This window comes from Mesorhizobium tianshanense (assembly GCF_007830515.1).
Classification (GTDB): Bacteria; Pseudomonadota; Alphaproteobacteria; order Rhizobiales; family Rhizobiaceae; genus Mesorhizobium; species Mesorhizobium tianshanense.
Map to the genome: position 1 here is coordinate 80,826 of NZ_VLKT01000029.1, position 19,882 is coordinate 100,707.

Consider the following 19,882-nt stretch of genomic DNA (forward strand, 5'->3'; position numbering starts at 1 on the left):
GAAGAGCCCGGCCGAAACCCGGCCGGGCTCTCTTGCGTCTGAGCTGTCGGCCGGCGATCGCGCCCCGATTCCAAGGTCGTCCCTCATGAAAAAGCCCTCATGAAAAAACTTGGGCGTTTTCTCGCCATTCTGGTGATGGCAATCGTGCTTGCCGGGGTTCTGGGCACATTCATTCCGCGGCCGCTCTTGCCGGCGGCCGCCGCCGATCCCGTCGCCACCAGGCACATCCTGGTGCTGAAAAATCCAATTCACACCGATATCGCCATTTCGGTCGATGACGATGTGCGCAAGCGCTTCCATTTCCTGATCGATGCCGGCATTCCGGCCGACATGGCTGAGATCCGCTACATCGTCTTCGGCTGGGGTGGCCGCGCCTTCTATCTGGAGACGCCGACCTGGTCGGAACTGAAAACCGTGCCGGTGATGAAGGCGCTAACACTTGACGCTTCGGTAATGCATGTCGACGTCGCCGGCGACATTGTCGAGCCGCATGCCGACGTCGCCGGCTTCGATATCGACGAGGAACGTTTTGCGGCGCTGCTCGACTTCATCTCGGCGAGTTTCCAACAAGGGCCGAACGGCCCGATCCTGATCGAGAATACCGCCTATTCCAGTTTCGACCGCTTCTATGAGGCGAACGGCCGTTTCAACGCGCTGGTCGGCTGCAACACCTGGACCGCGGCAGCTCTGCGTGTCGCCGGCCTGCGGACGGGCTGGTGGAATCCGCTGCCGGCCTCGCTCGACCTGTCGATGCGGCTTTACAATTGATGCCTGGCGCTATTGTCCGACGATTCCGGCACCCGCCAGCCATAGAGCCAGTCGAGATCGGCCGCGAGCTTTTCCGGCGAGCGTAGCTTCAGGAACAGGTTGCGGGCGACCGCCACCGGCCCGGAAGCGTGCCAGGCGAGGTGGTTGACGGCACCGCGGCGGGCGACTTGGGCAACGCGCCGACGCCGCATCTTTTCCCAGGCGGCAAGCGCGCCTGCGAGGTCGGCGGGCGAGGCGGCGACAAAGCCCGCAAGGGTCGCGGCGTCCTCGATCGCCATCGCCGCGCCCTGCGCCGCAAACGGCGTCATCGCATGCGCCGCATCGCCGATCAGCGCGATGCCGGCGGGCGTCGTCCACGGCTGCCTTTGGTCGACCGTATGGACCGGCCATGCGGCCCACGGGCCGGCATCCTCGGCAAGCCGGGCCAGTGCCGCCGCCGTGCCACGCATGGCGCTGGCGAGAATGTTGGGGTCGGCGTGGCCCGACCAGCCCTCGGCGATGATCTCGCCCCTGGTGAAGGCGACCAGGTTGAACGCCGTGCCACCGCTGACCGGATAGGCGACGAGGTGGAAGCCGGGATGCAGGAAGGCGGTCACGCAACCGGCGGCGCCGACCGCCGCAAAGGCCTCTCCCGCGGCACTGTCGGCGCCGATAGTGGCGCGCCAGGCAAGCTCGCCGGAAAACTGGCTCGAAACCTTGCCAGGGGCGGAAACCCCGTTCCTGCCCGACCCGTTCCTGCCGGAAGGATCGAGGCCGCGGATCGTCGACCAGACGCCGTCGGCCCCGATCAGCAGAAAGCCGCTTGCCTCGACGGTCTTGCCGGCAATCTCGGCCGTTGCCGTGATATGGCGCGCTCCTGCGGCGATGCTGCCGACGCGCGCGCCGGTGACGAGGCTGATGTCGGGCTGTTCCGTAAGGCGCGCCATCAGCGCGTCTTGCAGATCAGCCCGATGAGCGACGAGATAGGGCGCCTCCCAGCGCCTTTCGGCTGCTTCGCCAAGCGGTACCCGCGCCAGCTCGCGCAGCGCGGCAGCGTCTTTGAGCACGACCGCCTCCGGCTGCACCGCCGCCGGCAGCAGCCGGTCGAGCACACCGAGCTGGCGAAGGATGCGCGTTGCGTTGGGTGAGAGCTGGATGCCGGCGCCGGCCGCTTCGAGGCGCGGCGCCTGCTCGAACAGCCGCACCAGATAGCCGCGCTCGGAAAATGCCAGCGCCGCGGTCAGCCCGGCAATGCCGGCTCCGGCGATGATGACCTGCCGGGACCGCGTATCGTCCATGCGTGCGCGTCAGGCGGCCTGGCCGATATACAGGCACCCGGCAGGCTGCGTTTCCGTCGCCTTCAGCTTTGGCGAATAGCGATAAAGCGTGGAGCAGTAGGGGCAGACCTTTTCATTGTCGTCGCCCATGTCGAGAAATACGTGCGGATGGTCGAAAGGCGGGTTGGCGCCGGTGCACATGAATTCCTTGACGCCGATGTCGATCGCCGGATAGCCCGCATCGTTCTGGAAATGGGGAATGGAACCGCCTGCCATCGTCCTCTCCTCTAGCTCACGCATGATCTCGAAATCGACATTTTCGAGGTCATGCGCAAATTGGAATTCTGCGGCGTCCGTTGCGCATCCAGCAGGACGCGCGGCGCTGCAATCTCTATCTGCATCTGGATCATAACCCTTCTCTTTGCAAGATCGATGAAATGAAACTGTCGCAAAAGCCTGTCAGAGGATAAGTTAAGCCGGTTAAGGCATGGCCCCGGAAACCGAAATCGGGTTCTCGAACGGATTATGAGTAGCTTCAAAATGGGCCGCGCGTCCCTTGCGCGTCCGAAAGGGCGCGCGGCGCTCTGGCCGGTAGCGGTGGGAACGAGCAGGAATGATGAACCAACTAAAGCCAGTGCAGAGCGAATTCACCACTGTCGAGGTGGCGAGCCCAGAAGGCGGCAACCCGGACCGCTTCGTCAACCGCGAGTTTTCCTGGCTGCAATTCAACCGCCGCGTCCTCGAGGAGTCGCTGAACGCCAATCACCCGCTGCTCGAGCGTGTCCGCTTCCTGTCGATATCGGCAGCCAATCTCGACGAGTTCTTCATGGTCCGCGTCGCCGGTCTCGCCGGCCAGGTTCGCGAAGGCATCTCGCTGAAGAGCCCGGACGGCCGCACCCCCGAACAACAGCTGGAACAGTTGCTGCGCGAGGTCGAGCGTCTGCAGGAAGACCAGCAGAAAAGTCTTTCGGCGCTGATGCTGCTGCTAGACAAGGAAGGCATCGAGAGCGTCACCCGCGATGCGCTGACCAAGGACGAGAAGGCCTGGCTGGAGGATCATTTTCAGGAACAGGTGTTTCCAGTGCTCACGCCGCTGTCGATCGACCCGGCGCATCCGTTCCCGTTCATTCCCAATCTCGGCTTCTCGATGGCCCTGCAATTGCGCCATCGCAAGAATGGCGAGGAGATGAGTGCGCTGTTGCGTCTGCCGGTGGCGCTGAAGCGCTTTATCCGCTTGCCCGACCGCAAGCATCATGTCCGCTTCATCCCGCTAGAAGAGGCGGTCGGCCTCTATATCGGCAAGCTGTTCCCCGGCTACGAAGTCAAGGGCTCCGGCACGTTCCGCATCATCCGCGACAGTGACATCGAGGTCGAGGAGGAGTCCGAGGATCTCGTGCGCCTGTTCGAGACGGCGCTGAAGCGCCGCCGCCGCGGCTCGGTCATCCGCATCGAATTCGACAAACTGATGCCGGCCGAACTGCGCGAGTTCGTCGCCGGCGAGCTTGGCGTCTCGTCGAGCCGCATCAGCGTGCTCACCGGTCCGCTGGCGCTCAGCCAGATTTCCGAGATCGTCGCCGTCGCTCGCGACGATCTCAAATTCACGCCCTATAATCCGCGCTTTCCCGAGCGCATCCGCGAGCATGGCGGTGACTGTTTCGCCGCCATCCGTGAGAAGGACATCATCGTTCATCACCCTTACGAATCCTTCGACGTGGTGGTGCAATTCCTGCGCCAGGCAATGGCCGACCCGGAAGTGGTGGCGATCAAGCAGACGCTCTATCGCACCTCCAACGACAGCCCGATCGTACGCGCTTTGGTCGACGCGGCGGAGGCCGGCAAGTCGGTGACGGCGCTGGTCGAGCTCAAGGCGCGTTTCGACGAGGAGGCCAACATCCGCTGGGCGCGCGACCTTGAGCGCGCCGGCGTGCAGGTCGTGTTCGGCTTCCTCGAACTGAAGACCCACGCGAAAATGTCCCTGGTGGTGCGGCGCGAGGACGGCAAGCTGCGCAACTACGTGCATCTCGGCACCGGCAACTACCACCCGGTCACCGCGCGCATCTACACCGACCTGTCCTTCTTCACCACCGATCCGACGATCGCCCGCGATGTCGCCCAGCTGTTCAACTTCATCACCGGCTATGCCGAGCCGACCGAGGAGATGCGGCTGGCCATATCGCCCTTCACGCTACGCAAACGCATCCTCAAGCACATTTCGGACGAGATTGCGCACGCGCTCGAGGGACGGCCGGCGCGCATCTGGATGAAGATGAATTCGCTGGTCGACCCGATCATCATCGATGCGCTCTATGACGCCAGCCGCGCCGGCGTCGAGATCGATCTCGTCGTGCGCGGCATCTGCTGCCTGAGGCCCCAGGTGCCTGGCCTGTCGGAGAACATAAGGGTCAAGTCGATCGTCGGCCGCTTCCTCGAACACAGCCGCATCTATTGTTTCGGCAACGGCCATGGACTGCCGTCGGACGAGGCGGTCGTCTACATATCGTCGGCCGATTTGATGCCGCGCAATCTCGACCGCCGTGTCGAAACCATGGTGCCGATCACCAATCCAACTGTGCATGAACAGGTTCTCGGCCAGATCATGCTGGGCAACATCATGGACAACCAGCAAAGTTTCGACGTATTGGCTGACGGAACCTCCCGGCGCGCCGTGCTTGAGGAGGGCGAGGAACCGTTCAACGCGCAGGAATATTTCATGACCAATCCGAGCCTTTCCGGACGGGGCGATGCGCTGAAATCGCATGCGCCCAAGCGCATCGCGCAGTTCAAGCGCCGCAAGAAAAACGGCGCAGCGTCCGGCTGATGATTTCGACGTCCCAGGGCCGGCTTCAGGACCGCCGACCGCTGTCCATCATCGACATCGGATCGAACTCGATCCGCCTTGTCGTCTACGAGGGGTTGGCGCGCTCGCCAACCACGCTGTTCAATGAAAAGATGCTGGCTGGCCTCGGCCGCGGCATCGTTTCGACCGGAAAGCTCGACCCCGAGGCGGTGACGCGCTCGATGGAGGAGTTTCGCCGTTTCCGTGCGCTCTCCGACCAGGCCGGCGCCGAGCATATGTATGTGCTGGCGACCGCCGCCGCCCGCGAGGCGGTCAACGGCCCCGATTTCATCCACCGCGCCGAAGACGTGCTCAAGACCGAGGTCCAGGTGCTGAGCGGACGCCAGGAAGCGCATTATTCGGCGCTCGGCGTCATTTCCGGCTTCCATCCGGCCAACGGCATCGCCGGCGACCTCGGTGGCGGCAGCCTCGAACTGGTCGACGTCGACGGCGAGGCGATCGGCGACGGCATCACGCTGCCGCTGGGCGGCCTGCGTCTGCAGGACATGGCCAGGAACTCACTGCCCCAGGCGGCAAAGATAGCGCGCGACGAACTGGCGCGGGCAAAGCTCCTGAAGGGCGGGCGGGGCAGGCCGTTCTATGCGGTCGGCGGCACCTGGCGAAACCTTGCCCGGCTGCACATGGAAATGACCAGATATCCGCTGAGCGTCATGCACCATTACGAGATCGGCATCGACAGCGCTGCGAATTTCCTCAAGCAGGTGGCCAAGGGCGAGATCGAGAAGGTGAGGGGTATCGAAGGCGTCTCGAAGAACCGCCGCTCGCTGCTACCTTATGGCGCCATCGTGCTGCAGGAGATCATGGCGGCGATGCAGCCGTCCAAGATCATCGTCTCGGCGCTGGGCGTGCGCGAGGGCTTTCTCTATTCGCTGCTCGACGCGGCCGAGCAGAAGGCAGATCCGCTGATCTCGGCCTCGGAGGAACTCGCCCGGCTTCGCTCGCGCTCGGTCACCCACGCGCAGGAGCTTGTCGAATGGACGGGCAAGACCTTTGCCGCCTTCGGCATCGACGAGACCGATGATGAGACGCGCTATCGCCGGGCTGCCTGCCTGCTTGCCGACATCGGCTGGCGCGCGCATCCCGAATATCGCGGCAAGCAGTCGCTCAACATCATCGCCCATGCCTCCTTCATCGGCGTCGATCATCCCGGGCGCGCCTTCCTGGCGCTCGTCAATCTGTTTCGCCACGAGGGCCTGTTCAACGAAGCCGCTCCGGAAATCCGGGGACTGGCGACGCCCCGTTACCTCGAGCGCGCCCGCGCGCTGGCCGCGGTGATGCGCGTCGTCTACCTGCTGACGGCGGCGATGCCGGGCGTCATGCCGCGGCTGAAATGGGAGAATCGCGGCAATGGCGTGCTGGCACTGGTGCTGCCGGCGTCGCTGGCCGATCTTTACGGCGAGCGGCCTGCCGGGCGCCTGGTGCAACTGGCGAGGGTCACCAATCGCCGGCTGGTGCTGGAGGTCGAGGGCGGTCCCAGTGTGTCTGCCAAATAGGTGGTTTCCGCAAAATAGGTCGGGCCAAGTAGCGTGTGTCGGTCAAGTGACGTCGGCGCCGATCCCAAACGCCCGGCCGTCGATCGAATAGGCGCCAGCGCCCGCCATCGCCAGCGCCAGAAAACCGCCAGCGATGGCAATGTCCTTCATCAGCATCTGTGAATGCATGAAGGCCAGCGTCGGATCGCCGTCGCCCTGGCCATAATGGCCTATGAAGGCGGCTGCGATGCAGAAGGCGGCAAGCAGGAGTGCCACGGTCGTCGTCTTGAGGCCGACGAGGATGAGCAGTCCAGCGATCAGCTCGAACAGGCCCGTTGCCCAGGCTACGAGCGTCGGCAGCGGCAGGCCGAGGCCGCCAAAATAGCCAGCCGTGCCTGCAATGTCGGTAAGCGCGTGGAAGCCGGACGGAACGAATAGCGCGGCGAGCAGCAATCGGGAAAGCAGAAGCAACGCATTGCCAAGCATGGGTCACCCTCCGATGTCGGCCAGGCCGGTTGGCCTTGTTCCTCCCCGACGCCTCGATCTTAGCAGAAATTCGGGCCAGGCCACTCGGCCCGGCGAATCGAAAGTCTGGATAGATCGACAACGAAAAAAGGGCACGGAAAATTCCGCGCCCCTTTTTACTGCAAATAGTCCTGGGACTGCGTCAGCCGCGCTTGGAGTCGACCGAATAGGCGCCGGCGCCCGAGGACGCCAGCACGAGGAAGCCGCCGGCAATCGCCAGGTTCTTCATGAAGCTGATCATCTGCATCTGATCGGCCCAGCCGGTATGTGCGACCAGTCCAGTGGCTATGGTGAAGATCGCCAGCACCCAGGCGGTGATCCGGGTCTGGAAGCCGACGAGGATGGCGAGGCCGCCGAGCAGCTCGATCAGGCCGACGGCAATCGCCGTTACGGTCGGCATCGGCAGGCCGAGGCTGCCGAAATAGCCTGCAGTGCCGGCGATCGCGGTGAGCTTGCCAAAACCGGAAAGCACGAAGATGACTGAAAGCAGGACGCGGCCAAGCAGGATGGTGGCCGAGGTATTCGAAGCGGTGCCGGAACCGGCAACGGAAGTATTGGTGGACATGGTGACTCTCTCCGAGAAGGGGTTTTTGGTCTCAGCCCAGATAGAGCAAGCCGACTGTTCACCAAAGACGCGGATTTGGTTACAGATCGTTCACCGCAGTAACGTTTTTGCGATCGCTCAGTGGCTATCCCGGATGCGTCATGTCCTCCGGCCGCACCAGGCGGTCGTAATCGGCCTCGTTGACCAATCCGGTGGCGAGCGCTTCCTCGCGCAAGGTCGTGCCCTTCTTGTGAGCGGTCTTGGCGATCTTGGCGGCGTTGTCGTAGCCGATGGTCGGCGCCAGTGCCGTCACCAGCATCAGCGAACGGTTCAATGCCTCACGGATGTTGTCTTCCCGCGCTTCGATGCCGACGACGCAATTGTCGGTGAAGGAGATGCAGGCGTCGGCGAGCAGCTGCACCGACTGCAGGAAATTATAGGCCATCAGCGGATTGTAGACGTTGAGCTCGAAATGGCCCTGGCTGCCGGCAAAGGTCAGTGCGGCATTGTTGCCGAACACCTGAACGCAGACCTGGGTCATCGCCTCGCACTGCGTTGGGTTGACCTTGCCCGGCATGATCGACGAACCCGGCTCGTTTTCCGGCAGCGACAATTCGCCGAGGCCCGAGCGCGGGCCGGAGCCGAGGAAGCGAATATCGTTTGCGATCTTGAACAGGGCGGCAGCACTTGCGTTGATGGCGCCATGCGAGAACACCATGGAATCGTGTGCTGCCAGTGCCTCGAACTTGTTCGGCGCGGTGACGAAGCCGATGCCGGTGATCGCCGCGATGCGCGCCGCCACTTTCTCGGCAAAGCCCACCGGCGCGTTGAGGCCAGTGCCGACGGCGGTACCGCCCTGTGCCAGTTCCTGCAGGCCGGGCAGCGTCATCTCGATGCGCTTGATCGAGGAGGCGACCTGCGCGGCATAGCCTGAGAATTCCTGGCCGAGGGTGAGGGGCGTGGCGTCCTGCGTGTGGGTACGGCCGATCTTGATGATGTGGGCGAACGCCCTGGTCTTGGCCTCCAGCGCCGCGTGCAAATGCCTGAGCGCCGGCAACAGATCGTGGACGATGCGCTCGGCGCAGGCGATGTGCATGGCCGTCGGGTAGGTGTCGTTCGACGACTGGCTCATATTGACGTGGTCGTTGGGGTGCACCGGTTTCTTCGAGCCCATGACGCCGCCCAGGATCTCGATCGCCCGGTTGGAGATCACCTCGTTGGCGTTCATGTTGGACTGTGTGCCCGAGCCGGTCTGCCAGACGACCAACGGGAAATGATCGTTGAGCTTGCCGTCGATGACTTCCTGAGAGGCTTCGATGATCGCCTTGCCGATTGCCGGGTCGAGCCGTTTCAGCTCCATATTGGCCTCGGCCGCCGCCCGCTTGACGATGCCGAGCGCGCGAACGATCGACGCCGGCTGCTTTTCCCAGCCGATCTTGAAATTGCCCAGCGAGCGCTGCGCCTGCGCGCCCCAGTAACGGTCGGCGGCGACCTCGATGGGACCGAACGTGTCGGTTTCGGTTCTGCTCTCTGGCGCGCTCACTTGTCTCTCCGGTCTGTCGAATTCGGCACCGGCGTATCGCGTTGCACAACTGGCTTCAAGCGAAGATTGCGGACGGCAGGGATGCAAATCGGTTCAAAAGGGACGCCCTTCCGGCCTCGAACAGATGGAAGGAGAGCGGATTGTCAGCTCGGAACTTTTTTCTGCCAGCGACGGAACCGCGTGCGCAGGAAAGAGATGCGGCCGAAAGGCAGCGTCGGCTTTCCGGCTGGCGGATCCGCGCGGTCCTCCATACGTTGACGCACGAGGCTCGCCAATCGACAGAAAGTAGGTGTTTCAAGGTGTTGCAGGCGCTTGACGAGCCCGTCAGGCAGCGGCCTTGCCCGCCAGGCAAAATAAGCTTCGTAGGCTTGAGGCGTTTCGATCAGATGTTGGAGGTACGAGACCAGATCCTTGGCGTCGCGGAAGGCGTTCGCATCGATATAAGAATTCGTCGGGACAAATTCGCTCACATTCGGCGCGCCAAGATAGATCGGCACGGTACCGGCTCTGAATGCATCGAAGATCTTCTCGGTGACGTAATCGGTCTCGATCGAGTTTTCCAGCGCGAGGCAGAATCTGTGCCGCGCAATGGTTCCGACCTTTGTTTTCGAACCAAGATCGGGACCTAAAATCGATCGGTTGTTGAGATGCCGGCCATAGGAATCGATCTTGATATGGCGCGAAAGCTCGGCTGCGAAATCGACACGGCCGCTGTAGTTCAATCTGGCCGATTGAAAATGCGCCACCGGAGCGATTTCCGTCTTCAACGGGATTGGCCTGGCAAACGTTTCTTCCCACCAGCGGATGCGAGGAAGATAGGGCGCCCAAACATCCGACCGAGATTCATACGTCATCGTGATGTCGAAATGTTTCATGATTTCGGGGTCTGCGAGGCGCCTGTAGTTTTGACGGCTCTCCATCGACCAGGCGACCCAATACTGGCCCGGGTACTTGTAAGCATCGCCGATTTCCCGAAAATTCGGGATATGGAAGACGACCGCGGCGGCCTCGGAAATCCGGCTTTTGTCCAGCGTCCACCGTCCAGGCACTTCACAGCGTATCGATGCGATATCGACGGGCTTGCTGAAAAAAGTCGTGTAGAAAAGGATCAGCGGGTCGTTCGATGGCATGGAAGCTGGCACCACGATTGTAGGACAGGCTTCTTACGTCAGGCCGGCCGGAAAGCGAAATTTCGCGGCGGTACCAGTCGACGTGCGGCAGCGGGCCGTTCTGGTCGAGATCATGATTGCCTAGCCCGACATAGACCGGCACATGCACGCGATCGGGGCCGACGCCCTGCTGGTAACGCTGGCTGAACTGGAGAAGCTGCGTGCCTTCGCTGGGCTGGGTGACCTGGCCGCCGCCGTCGTCGGTCATGTCGCCGCCGACGACGAGGCCGAGCGGCATGCCGATGCGGCTGCCGGCCGAGCGCGGGCCGGTGGCGATACCGTTGATTTCGGCCGGCCACGCCTTGTCGCCAAGGCCGTTCAACGCGGCGACACTGCGCAACAAGGCGGCATCGGTCTTGCCTTCCTGCTGGCAATTCGGGCTCAGCCCGGTGGCCATCCGGCAGGCATGAACGTCGGCAATGAACAGGAAGGTGGCGTCGACGGGCGGAATGTGCTGCCCGGTCTGTCCGAGCGCCGGCCGCGCAAGGACGCCGGCGGCGGCAAATCCAGCCGCCTGCGCCAGAAAGCTGCGCCGTGAGAGTGATCCTGCCGAGCGACGATCCATCATGGCGTGAAAATCAGCACAGCCGGTGCCTCTTCGTCCAGTAGCCTCGAACGGTATGTCGACATGGTGCCGCAGGTCTGGCATTCCTTTCAGTGTCGGAACTCAACTTACGCGAGCAGATGCTATGAAGACGATATCCATCGGCATGACACTCACCATCCTGGCGAGCGCCGCTCATGGTGCCGAGTGCATCGACGCCAAGGCCGCCAAGGCTGGCTTCATTCTCGAAAAGCCTGGGATCCGCAGCGAATTTCGACCGGTAGCGGGCGGAATGATGTCAGTCGCCAACACATACCAGTCTGAATCGCCGCAGGCGCAATTCCTGTTCGGCGGCCTGATCGAGGTGCTTCGCGACAGCAAGACCGGTCAGCTTGCCATGATCCCGTTTTCCGATCTCAGAAAGCTGTTTCCGCTCAAGGCCGGGGCGAAAAGCAAGACCCTGTTCGTCCGCCTCGCGCCAGACAAACAACCGAAGGGCACCGAAACGCTCGAGATCAACGTCAAGGGCAAGGAGACGTTCAGCCTCGGCGACTGCAAGTACAACGTGCTCGCCGTCAAGCAGACGATCAAGAACGAGGCCGGCAAGACACTGGATGAATTCACCGCGCTCTACGCGCCCGACCTGCAGGCGGTTTTGGCCAGGCGCTATGACGAAGGCACCAACGCCGAAAGCGTGGTCGGCTACGAGGTGATCGAACCGCTGCCGAATTAGGATTCCGGCAGGACGGGGGGCTGGCGCTCCGGCATCAAGAGGTTCCGTACTGCCGCAGCACCCTGCGACGTCGCTTCGTTCCTGCTTCGCCCTTGGACGACGACGCTGAGGAAGCTCCCTGCTCCAGCGCGTTCAGGCAATCGCGCAGCACGCCAGCGTCCTGCATCGTCTTGGCGATCGACATGGCGCCGGAATAGGTGGCGACCGCGAGCGCCGCGAAGCGCTGCGGATCGGTTGCCTGCTCCCTGCCCTCGTGCTGGTCGGCCGTGACCTTGTCGGCGATCGCCTGGCGCCACGCCGAAAAGATGCCGGCAAGGGCAGCGCGGAAATCCGGATCGGCGAGCGACAGTTCATGCGCCAGGTTGTTGAGCGGGCAGCCGCGCACGAAACCCTGCTGCTCCAGTTCCGTTGCCACGGCCTCGAACACGCCGCGCACAGCCTCGCGCGCCGAGCCTGCCGCCCGCACCGGGGCGATCCATGTTTCTTCGACAGCCGCCGCCACCCGCTCTTCGATCACCGCCAGCGCCAGCGCCTTCTTGGTCGGGAAATGATGATGCAGCGCGCCCCCGGTGACGCCCGCCGCCGCCATCAAATCGCCGAGACTGGAAGCGTGGTAGCCGCGCGCCTGAAAGCAGGCTTCGGCGACATCGAGCACGCGTTTGCGCAGGCCTTCCGGGTCGTTGGTGCGTTTCCCGGGCGGCACCTTTGGGCGAGCGGTCATCTCTGCTGACATTTTCGCACGATAGCAGATTGACAAAACAGGACAACCGGTCTGTTTTAAAACAGGATGACTGTCCTGTTTTGGAGATTGCGCTATGAGCCTGCCCGTGAATGCCCCGCCGAAATCCGGCCTCGACGCCTCGCCGGTCGTCGAACTCAGGCAGTACGTGCTGAAACCCAGCCAGCGCGATACGCTGATCGGCATCTTCGACGGCCACCTGATCAAGGGTCAGGAAGAGGCAGGGATGACCATCATCGGCCAGTTTCGCGATATCGACCGGCCTGACATGTTCGTATGGCTGCGCGGCTTCGACGGGATGGAGGTGCGGAAAAATGCGCTGGCGGCTTTCTACGAGGGACCTGTGTGGGCTGCCTGGCGCGATGCCGCCAACGCCGCAATGATCTCCTCCGACGACGTGCTGTTGCTGAAACCGGCATGGTCGGGCGCGGGCTTCGACCTGACGGGCTCACAACGAGCGGACTTGCCGGGTGACAAAAAGCCGAACAGAGACAATCGCTTGTCGGGTATTGTTGTCATCCGGATTCATCATTTGCGGCCCGGCGCCGAGGCCGACTTCGCCAGCCGCTTCAAAACCGACGCCATTCCGGTGCTGGCGGCACTTGGCGCGCGGCCGCTTGCCGCCTTCGTCAGCGAGCATGCCGACAACAGCTTTCCTCGCCTGCCGGTGCGGACGAGTGAAAACGTCTTCATTACCGCTACGGGTTTCGACAGCACTGACGCCCATGCCAGCCTCGAGGCAGCGCTTGCCACCGCGCCGGCCTGGCAGGCATTGCAGTCGGGCCTGGCCAGGCCGACGGAAACGCTGCGCCTTTCGCCCACCTCACAATCGCTGCTGGGGCGATGACATGCCGCCGAGAGCCGCATGGACCCGCAGCGGCTTTGGGCAAATGCGCGACTATGTCGAGGTCAACCATCGTGCCGGCGTGTTCTTCAAGCCCCCGGTGCCGGCGACCAGTTACGATCTCGATACCGACTGCTACTCATGGGACTGGGGCGGCCTGCATCTCGTCCAGACGCACCGTTTTGCCGGCGACACCGGCCACGGCGCCGTTTCCAGCCTGCCGTGGCTGAAGCAGGATCTGGCGACCCATGCGGCGGACGGTCGCCCCGTCGTCCTGTTCCAGCATTATGGCTGGGATATCTTTTCGATCGAACGGGGGGATGCCGCCAAAAGAACCTTCGACGATGGCGGCACCGGTGCGCCGCATTGGTGGAGCGAAGCGGACCGGCAAGCACTGCTGGCGGCGCTGAAGGGCTACAATGTCATCGGCATCTTCCATGGCCACCAGCACGAGACGCCGATGATCTACAGCCGCGACGGTCTTGACCTGTTCAAGCCGAAGGCTGCCTTCATGGGTGGCTTCGCGCTGGCGCGGGTGACCAGCGACCGCGTGGACGTGGTGCTTGGCGAAGCCATCGGTGACCATGGCGAGGTCGCCTTCACCAACGCTTTCTCGAGAGCCTGAACATGTGACGGCAATAACTGAAGCAGACTAAAAGGTCGCCTAGGTCGCTTTCCTCATCGGAGTTGAAGCGGCCGGTCGCCATAAAAGAACGCCCCTCGCGCGTTTTATTGCACGGGAGGCGTCCTTTGTGTCAGCCTTTCCTAAGATCGCTCTCATGAACTGCCGACAATATCCAAAATGCACGGATGCCAAAATGGTTCCAGGCATGGTGCGATTTTTTTGCAGCCGGCGCTGGCCCGGCTTTGGCGCCGGATCCGCCATCGGAATCCCTGCTTCGGACAAGCTTGCGGCGACGGGTCCGCTGGCGGTGAAAGCAAAAAAATTGACACGGCGCCAAAAGAAGTCTAAAAGAAATTCGTCGATATTTGTTTGACCGACTTTTGTTATCCGCGTGCCCAGGCGCGCCTTTGACGAACTTCCCCCATCAAAATCGAGACAAACGTTGTTGTGCATTCGCATGACGGCGAACGAATATTTGCCACGGAAAGGGTTCGTTATGAGCACAGGCACAGTTAAATGGTTCAACGCCACCAAGGGTTTTGGTTTTATTCAGCCTGACGACGGCTCGGCCGACGTTTTTGTCCACATCTCGGCCGTGGAACGCGCCGGAATGCGCGACATCGTCGAGGGCCAGAAGCTCGGCTACGAGATGGTCCGCGACAACAAGTCGGGCAAGATGTCCGCCGATCAGTTGAAAGCGGCCTAAAACCGAATTCAGCCTCGCCGGTGACCACGGATGTACTGGCACCGGTGAACGGCGAGCGCATGACTCGGGAACATCCGTTTCCGGAAAGGCGCAGATGAGTTCGCGGCGTTCAACCGGACGCGCGGCACTCCAGCGGAAGGTCGGGCAACGCCTGGCCTTTTTGCATTTGGGACGCTTCAAAAAGTTCGAAAAGAGCACTGCGCGTTGGCCTGAACGTGTTAAGGATGCTCCAGCAACTTGAACCGACTGCCGTATTGCCTTGTGCGTGGTCCTGGTCGAAAGACCGGCCCCGCCATTTTGCGGCATCATGCTCCGAACCGGGAGAAAGACCTTGACCGCCACTTCAAAGAAATCCCGCGACCACGCCGAATCCATCTTCAGCAAGGCCCAGACCCAGTCCATGTCGCTCAACCGCATCATCTCCGAACAGGATGCCGCCAGCCAGGCCCGGGAAGCCAAGACCGCGCGGCTGCGCGAACTGCGCCTGGAGAAGGAAGCCGACGATATGGCTGCGGCCGCCGCGCTCGCTGCCTCGCCGAAGCGCGCGGGCAGACGCTGATGGCCACCAAGCGCGTCCCGCAACAGGCGATCGCCGCCGATTCGACCATCGCCGATGTCGTGGGAGTGCTCGACAAGCCGGTCGAATATGTCCGGCGCGTGCTCGAAAAGCTCGAGCGCTGCAAGCGCGCCCATGGCGACGCCCAGGTCAGGCTCGGCGTGCGCGGCCGCTCCGAATGCCCGAACTATCTGATCGAGTATGTCCGCGAAAATACCAAGACCCGTGAACGCGTCACCCATCAGGATGCCGCCTATAGCGGCAGCACGCATCGCGAGCTGGCGCCCCGGCACATCGAGGAGGCCAGGAACTGGTCGCCCGAGGAAATGAACATCACGGCGGTCTCGGCGCTGATCGGCCGCCTTCGCAACCCGAATGCGCCATCATCGCGTTTCTCCGACGAGGATTGAATGGCCATAAAATTTTCCGCCAAGGACCAGCCAGCAGCACCCGCTGCCACCGCAAAGCTGGCCAAGCCGGCGGCCGCGCCGAAAGCCGATGCATCCGCCGAAGCCGCGACCGATCTGTTCAAGTCGCCGGCGGAGGTGGCGCCGCGCAAGACCAGGAAGAAGAAATAGCGCCTTGCCGCGAGATGCCGATCTTGATCCTGTCGCGCCAGGGCTGCTTGCCTTGGCGGTCGCCGGGGATTTTTCGTCTCTGGAAGAGAGCGCCGCTCCTCTCTTCGACTGCCAGAGCTGCGGCGCCTGCTGTTCCTATTCGGCCGAATGGCCGCGCTTCTCGACAGAAGATGACGCGCAGCTCGACCGGATTCCGGCAAAATATGTGTCCGCCGACGAAGCTGGCATGCGCTGTGACGGGACGCGCTGCTCAGCGCTTGCCGGCGAGGTTGGCAAGTCCACCGCTTGTGGCATCTACGAGGTCCGCCCCGATGTCTGCCGCGCCTGCATGCCCGGCGGCGACGATTGCCTGATGGCGCGCAAGGCGCACGGACTGCCGACGCTGTAACAAGCGGCGTTCGGGCTGGCTTGTGCCCGCGCGTTTGGCTGGCTACCTTGCCGGCGGGCAGGGCAGTGGAGGAACCATCGTGAGCATCGAATTCCTGTTGACGTCGCTGATTGTCGTGGCTTCGCCTGGCACCGGCGTTCTCTATACGCTGAGCGCCGGGCTTTCGCGCGGCGCGCGCGCCAGCATCATCGCTGCTTTCGGCTGTACGCTCGGCATCATTCCGCATATGGCGGCCGCCATCACCGGCCTGGCGGCGCTGCTGCACACAAGTGCTGTCGCCTTCGAGACGCTGAAATATCTGGGCGTCGCCTACCTGCTCTACATGGCCTGGAACACGCTGAAGGAGGGTGGTGGCTTGAGCGTCGCGCAGGACATCGCGCCGCGCTCGGCCGGCAAAATAATCGCCTCGGGCGTCCTCATCAACATCCTCAACCCAAAACTGTCGATCTTCTTCTTCGCCTTCCTGCCGCAATTCGTCAGCACCACCGAACTGCATGCGCTGTCGAAGATGCTGGAGCTCAGCACCGTCTTCATGCTTTTGACCTTCGTCGTCTTCGTCGGCTACGGCATCTTCGCCGCCTCGATCCGCAGCCATGTCGTGTCGCGGCCGATGGTGCTGACGTGGATGCGCCGCACCTTCGCCGGCGCCTTCGTCATGCTCGGGGCAAAACTGGCGCTGACTGACCGGTAGCGCCAACTGGCGCTACCCCTTGACGTATCCCAGGCCCTCGACGATCTTTCCGTCCCGAACGCGCATGATGTTAACTCCTCGAACCCGGTCCGCCTCGCGCTCGCTCCAGCGAAGTTGCCAGCGGATGATCCCACGGTCGCCCATCGCGGAGATTTCCTCAGCTTTGAAGACAAGGTTGGCGGACGATGCCACTTCCTTCCAGAAATTGAGGCAAGCCTCACGCCCTTCGTAGCGCGCTCCATCCGGAGCCGGCGCCGTATTTTCGAGGACGCAGCCCTCGCCGATCAGATCATCGAGGTCTTCGGGGCGATGCATCTCAAATGCGCCGTTGAAGCGTTCCATGATTTCGCGGGTAACGTTGCTTTCAGTGGTCATTTTCTCTCCTCATCCTTGGACATTCACGAGCGTTCCTCCTTCGAGGCACTAATGTGTTGATTTATCTGCGGCAGCCGCGGCGATGTGCTCGGCCTTGAGCCTGATATCCGCCACACCGGCCAACGCGCGGGAGACGAGGCATGTTGCTTTCGCCGATTGGGCAAGGCGTTGGAATTCCTCGGGCGCGAGGCCCAGGATTTCGACTTCCGTTTCAAGGTCGATGCGGGTGATCGTCGGTCCGGCCGTGCTCGTGCCGAGATGCACCTTGGCGACGGTGTGGATGCGTGCGGGGACATGGCCGCCGCTGCCGAGTACGGCGCTCAGCGCCATCGAAAAGCACCCGGCATGCGCCGCCGCTATTAGCTCCTCCGGATTTGTGCCCGGACCGTTTTCGAAACGCGACGGGAAGGAATAGGCACCTTCGAAGACGCCGCTGCCGAGCCGCAGCCGGCCCGAACCTTCTTTCAACGACCCCTGCCATTGGGCCTCTGCTTCACGGATGGTCATTTTATCGTTCTCCTCGATGAAACATGCCAATATGTAGACTGATCTACATATTATGTAGACCGATTGTCATATCCATGGCAAGGCCTATAATGTTCATTCCTGACAGAGGTTGACATGGCGAACGACACCCGCATCCGCATGCTCGAAGCGACGGCGCTGCTACTGAGGGAGCGCGGCTATCACGGTACCTCGCTCAACGATATTTTGAGCGCCTCCGGCGCGCCAAGAGGATCGCTCTACTTTCATTTCCCGGGCGGCAAGGACCAATTGGTCATCGAGGTGACGCGCGACAGCGTCGAAAAGGTTACGCAATGGCTGGGTGAGGCACTCGCCGCCGAGCGAGACCCGGCGGTGGCCGTCCACCATATCTACCAGTCGGTCGCACGCACGCTGGAGGACAACCAGTTCACGCTTGGCTGTCCGGTTGCGCCCTTAGTGCTGGATTCGCCGGCCGACATGCCGGAGCTGGCCGAATTGTGCCGGTCGGCTTTCGCGCAATGGATAGGCCTGCTGCAGGCGGCCTTCGTCAGGGCAGGGGTGCCCGAGCGCCGCGCTCACGCTCTGGCGCTGCTTGTCGAATCATCGCTGGAAGGGCTGATGGTGATCGCGCGCGCCACCCGCGACCGTGCCCCGGTGCTGGCGGTAGCCGATGAAGTCGCCGCGCTGGTGGAAAGTGCGTTGCCTGCGCAAGAGGTCGCTGTCACGACGCATTGATCGATGGCAACAAAAGGGGCGACCTCTCGGCCGCCCTTTCCGTAGTGCTGTGCTTTACGGACTTCTTAGAAGTCCATGCCGCCACTCAAGCCCGTTTGCGGGCTTGAGCAACTTGGATTCATGGGCGTGCTTTACGGACTTCTTAGAAGTCCATGCCGCCCATGCCACCCATGCCGCCAGGCATACCGCCCGGCATGCCGCCGCCAGCCGACTCCTTCTTCGGAGCCTCGGCGATCATGGCTTCGGTGGTGACCAGCAGGCCGGCGACCGAGGCCGCGTCCTGGAGAGCCGTGCGCACGACCTTGACCGGATCGACGATACCCATGGCGATCATGTCGCCATATTCGCCGGTCTGGGCGTTGTAGCCGAAGGTCGCGCCCTTGTTCTCGAGGATCTTGCCGGCAACGATCGATGCTTCCGCACCGGCGTTGGCCGCGATCTGGCGGGCCGGAGCCTGCAGCGCGCGACGCACGATGGCGATGCCCGCGGTCTGGTCGGAGTTGGCGCCGACAGCCTTGATGCTCAGCGAAGCGCGCAGAAGGGCGACGCCGCCGCCGGGAACGATGCCTTCTTCGACGGCCGCGCGGGTCGCGTTGAGAGCGTCATCGACGCGGTCCTTCTTTTCCTTGACTTCGATCTCGGTCGCACCGCCGACGCGGATGACAGCAACGCCGCCCGCCAGCTTGGCGAGACGTTCCTGCAGCTTCTCCTTGTCGTAGTCCGAGGTGGTCTCCTCGATCTGCTGCTTGATCTGGGCGACGCGGCCCTGGATCTCGGCCTTCTTGCCGGCGCCGTCGACGATGGTGGTGTTCTCCTTGGAGATCGACACCTTCTTGGCGCGGCCGAGCATGTTGAGGCCAACATTCTCGAGCTTGATGCCGAGGTCTTCGGAAATGACCTGGCCACCGGTGAGGATGGCGATGTCTTCCAGCATCGCCTTGCGGCGATCACCGAAGCCCGGCGCCTTGACGGCGGCGATCTTCAGGCCGCCACGCAGCTTGTTGACGACCAGCGTGGCCAGAGCCTCGCCTTCGACGTCTTCCGAGATGATGACCAGCGGCTTCGAGGTCTGCACGACAGCCTCGAGGATCGGCAGCATGGCCTGCAGGTTGGAGAGCTTCTTCTCGTGGAGAAGGATGTAGGCGTCTTCCAGATCCGCGACCATCTTGTCGGCGTTGGTGACGAAGTAGGGCGAGAGATAGCCGCGATCGAACTGCATGCCTTCGACGACTTCGAGCTCGGTCTCGGCGGTCTTGGCTTCCTCGACCGTGATGACGCCCTCATTGCCGACCTTCTGCATCGCCTCGGCGATCATCGCGCCGACCGAAGCATCGCCATTGCCGGCGATGGTGCCGACCTGGGCAACCTCTTCCGAGGTCTTGATCTTCTTGGAGTTCTTGATCAGCGTCGCAACCACGTCGCCAACCGCGAGATCGATGCCGCGCTTCAGGTCCATCGGGTTCATGCCGGCGGCAACCGACTTGTGGCCTTCCTGAACGATCGACTGCGCCAGAACGGTCGCGGTCGTGGTGCCGTCGCCGGCGATGTCGTTGGTCTTCGAAGCAACTTCGCGGACCATCTGCGCGCCCATGTTCTCGAACTTGTCCTCAAGCTCGATTTCCTTGGCGACGGTGACGCCGTCCTTGGTGATGCGCGGGGCGCCGAACGACTTGTCGATGACTACGTTGCGGCCCTTGGGGCCGAGCGTGACCTTCACCGCGTCGGCGAGGATGTTGACGCCGCGCAGC

General features: G+C 62.8%; 23 protein-coding genes and 2 pseudogenes. 13 read left to right on the plus strand and 12 right to left on the minus strand.

Annotated elements, in window-relative coordinates:
* The first annotated feature begins 99 nt into the window (after window positions 1-99).
* Entirely contained in the window at window positions 100-768 is a 669-nt protein-coding gene (locus IQ26_RS22375; protein WP_145720510.1) for a TIGR02117 family protein, read from the plus strand.
* Here IQ26_RS22375 and IQ26_RS22380 read toward each other — a convergent pair.
* Together IQ26_RS22380 and IQ26_RS22385 are read right to left on the minus strand one after the other, a co-directional pair.
* Window positions 759-2,045, minus strand: a complete 1,287-nt coding sequence (locus tag IQ26_RS22380) for an FAD-dependent monooxygenase (RefSeq protein ID WP_145720511.1) — start codon at window positions 2,043-2,045, stop codon at window positions 759-761. The two genes, IQ26_RS22375 and IQ26_RS22380, sit on opposite strands and share 10 nt — an antisense overlap.
* Window positions 2,046-2,054: 9 nt before the next feature.
* The gene (locus tag IQ26_RS22385) at window positions 2,055-2,300 is read right to left on the minus strand and encodes a zinc-finger domain-containing protein (protein WP_145720512.1); all 246 of its coding nucleotides are present in this window, start codon (window positions 2,298-2,300) and stop codon (window positions 2,055-2,057) included.
* 340 nt (window positions 2,301-2,640) lie between these two features.
* Here IQ26_RS22385 and IQ26_RS22390 point away from each other — a divergent pair, with 340 nt between their 5' ends.
* The gene (locus IQ26_RS22390) at window positions 2,641-4,842 is read left to right on the plus strand and encodes an RNA degradosome polyphosphate kinase (RefSeq protein WP_145720538.1); all 2,202 of its coding nucleotides are present in this window, start codon (window positions 2,641-2,643) and stop codon (window positions 4,840-4,842) included.
* Window positions 4,842-6,374, plus strand: a complete 1,533-nt coding sequence (ppx, locus tag IQ26_RS22395) for an exopolyphosphatase (RefSeq protein ID WP_145720513.1) — start codon at window positions 4,842-4,844, stop codon at window positions 6,372-6,374. Before IQ26_RS22390 ends, ppx begins: the two co-directional genes overlap by 1 nt.
* Window positions 6,375-6,416: 42 nt before the next feature.
* On the opposite strand, the gene IQ26_RS22400 is transcribed toward ppx, so the two are convergent.
* The 5 genes and pseudogenes from IQ26_RS22400 to IQ26_RS22420 all read right to left on the minus strand — a co-directional run.
* Window positions 6,417-6,839 carry a DoxX family protein gene (locus tag IQ26_RS22400; RefSeq protein ID WP_145720514.1) on the minus strand — a complete coding sequence of 141 codons (423 nt, stop codon included), beginning with the start codon at window positions 6,837-6,839 and terminating at the stop codon, window positions 6,417-6,419.
* 181 nt (window positions 6,840-7,020) lie between these two features.
* Window positions 7,021-7,443 carry a DoxX family protein gene (locus tag IQ26_RS22405; protein ID WP_145720515.1) on the minus strand — a complete coding sequence of 141 codons (423 nt, stop codon included), beginning with the start codon at window positions 7,441-7,443 and terminating at the stop codon, window positions 7,021-7,023.
* A gap of 124 nt (window positions 7,444-7,567) precedes the next feature.
* The gene (gene fumC, locus IQ26_RS22410; RefSeq protein ID WP_145720516.1) at window positions 7,568-8,965 is read right to left on the minus strand and encodes a class II fumarate hydratase; all 1,398 of its coding nucleotides are present in this window, start codon (window positions 8,963-8,965) and stop codon (window positions 7,568-7,570) included.
* Window positions 8,966-9,108: 143 nt separating this feature from the next.
* Window positions 9,109-10,095 (minus strand): glycosyltransferase family 10 fucosyltransferase, encoded by a 987-nt coding sequence (locus tag IQ26_RS22415; protein ID WP_145720517.1) that lies wholly within the window; start codon window positions 10,093-10,095, stop codon window positions 9,109-9,111.
* A gap of 34 nt (window positions 10,096-10,129) precedes the next feature.
* Window positions 10,130-10,702, minus strand: a pseudogene (locus IQ26_RS22420) (metallophosphoesterase); the annotation flags it as partial.
* 121 nt (window positions 10,703-10,823) lie between these two features.
* Between IQ26_RS22420 and IQ26_RS22425 the strand changes: the two are divergent.
* Window positions 10,824-11,411, plus strand: a complete 588-nt coding sequence (locus IQ26_RS22425) for a hypothetical protein (RefSeq protein ID WP_145720518.1) — start codon at window positions 10,824-10,826, stop codon at window positions 11,409-11,411.
* 34 nt (window positions 11,412-11,445) lie between these two features.
* On the opposite strand, the gene IQ26_RS22430 is transcribed toward IQ26_RS22425, so the two are convergent.
* Complete coding sequence (locus tag IQ26_RS22430; protein ID WP_145720519.1) at window positions 11,446-12,132, minus strand: TetR/AcrR family transcriptional regulator; 687 nt, start codon at window positions 12,130-12,132, stop codon at window positions 11,446-11,448.
* A 94-nt stretch (window positions 12,133-12,226) separates the two neighbouring features.
* Between IQ26_RS22430 and IQ26_RS22435 the strand changes: the two genes are divergently transcribed.
* Both IQ26_RS22435 and IQ26_RS22440 read left to right on the plus strand, forming a co-directional pair.
* The gene (locus tag IQ26_RS22435; RefSeq protein WP_145720520.1) at window positions 12,227-12,997 is read left to right on the plus strand and encodes an NIPSNAP family protein; all 771 of its coding nucleotides are present in this window, start codon (window positions 12,227-12,229) and stop codon (window positions 12,995-12,997) included.
* Window positions 12,998-13,040: 43 nt separating this feature from the next.
* Window positions 13,041-13,619 (plus strand): annotated as a pseudogene (locus tag IQ26_RS22440) (metallophosphoesterase); the annotation flags it as partial.
* A 39-nt stretch (window positions 13,620-13,658) separates the two neighbouring features.
* On the opposite strand, the gene IQ26_RS22445 reads toward IQ26_RS22440, so the two are convergent.
* Entirely contained in the window at window positions 13,659-14,072 is a 414-nt protein-coding gene (locus IQ26_RS22445; RefSeq protein ID WP_145720521.1) for a hypothetical protein, read from the minus strand.
* 43 nt (window positions 14,073-14,115) lie between these two features.
* Here IQ26_RS22445 and IQ26_RS22450 point away from each other — a divergent pair, with 43 nt between their 5' ends.
* The 6 genes from IQ26_RS22450 to IQ26_RS22470 all read left to right on the plus strand — a co-directional run bounded on the left by IQ26_RS22450 (window position 14,116) and on the right by IQ26_RS22470 (window position 16,538).
* Window positions 14,116-14,325, plus strand: a complete 210-nt coding sequence (locus IQ26_RS22450; protein WP_010915421.1) for a cold-shock protein — start codon at window positions 14,116-14,118, stop codon at window positions 14,323-14,325.
* Window positions 14,326-14,656: 331 nt separating this feature from the next.
* Window positions 14,657-14,884, plus strand: a complete 228-nt coding sequence (locus IQ26_RS22455; protein WP_145720522.1) for a hypothetical protein — start codon at window positions 14,657-14,659, stop codon at window positions 14,882-14,884.
* The gene (locus IQ26_RS22460) at window positions 14,884-15,291 is read left to right on the plus strand and encodes a hypothetical protein (protein WP_145720523.1); all 408 of its coding nucleotides are present in this window, start codon (window positions 14,884-14,886) and stop codon (window positions 15,289-15,291) included. Before IQ26_RS22455 ends, IQ26_RS22460 begins: the two co-directional genes overlap by 1 nt.
* Window positions 15,292-15,459 carry a hypothetical protein gene (locus tag IQ26_RS39780; protein WP_167522705.1) on the plus strand — a complete coding sequence of 56 codons (168 nt, stop codon included), beginning with the start codon at window positions 15,292-15,294 and terminating at the stop codon, window positions 15,457-15,459.
* Between the two features lie 4 nt (window positions 15,460-15,463).
* Entirely contained in the window at window positions 15,464-15,847 is a 384-nt protein-coding gene (locus IQ26_RS22465) for a YkgJ family cysteine cluster protein (RefSeq protein ID WP_145720524.1), read from the plus strand.
* A gap of 79 nt (window positions 15,848-15,926) precedes the next feature.
* Window positions 15,927-16,538: a LysE family translocator gene (locus IQ26_RS22470; RefSeq protein ID WP_145720525.1), complete on the plus strand. Its 612-nt coding sequence runs from the start codon at window positions 15,927-15,929 to the stop codon at window positions 16,536-16,538.
* Between the two features lie 12 nt (window positions 16,539-16,550).
* On the opposite strand, the gene IQ26_RS22475 is transcribed toward IQ26_RS22470, so the two are convergent.
* A complete protein-coding gene (locus IQ26_RS22475; protein ID WP_145720526.1) occupies window positions 16,551-16,913 on the minus strand; it encodes a nuclear transport factor 2 family protein in 363 nt (120 codons plus the stop codon).
* Between the two features lie 48 nt (window positions 16,914-16,961).
* On the minus strand, window positions 16,962-17,420 hold the full coding sequence (locus IQ26_RS22480) for an OsmC family protein (protein WP_145720527.1): 459 nt from the start codon (window positions 17,418-17,420) through the stop codon (window positions 16,962-16,964).
* Between the two features lie 114 nt (window positions 17,421-17,534).
* Between IQ26_RS22480 and IQ26_RS22485 the strand changes: the two genes are divergently transcribed.
* Entirely contained in the window at window positions 17,535-18,134 is a 600-nt protein-coding gene (locus IQ26_RS22485; RefSeq protein ID WP_145720528.1) for a TetR/AcrR family transcriptional regulator, read from the plus strand.
* A gap of 142 nt (window positions 18,135-18,276) precedes the next feature.
* On the opposite strand, the gene groL is transcribed toward IQ26_RS22485, so the two are convergent.
* Window positions 18,277-19,881: a chaperonin GroEL gene (gene groL, locus IQ26_RS22490; RefSeq protein ID WP_145720529.1), complete on the minus strand. Its 1,605-nt coding sequence runs from the start codon at window positions 19,879-19,881 to the stop codon at window positions 18,277-18,279.
* Window position 19,882: the final 1 nt, after the last annotated feature.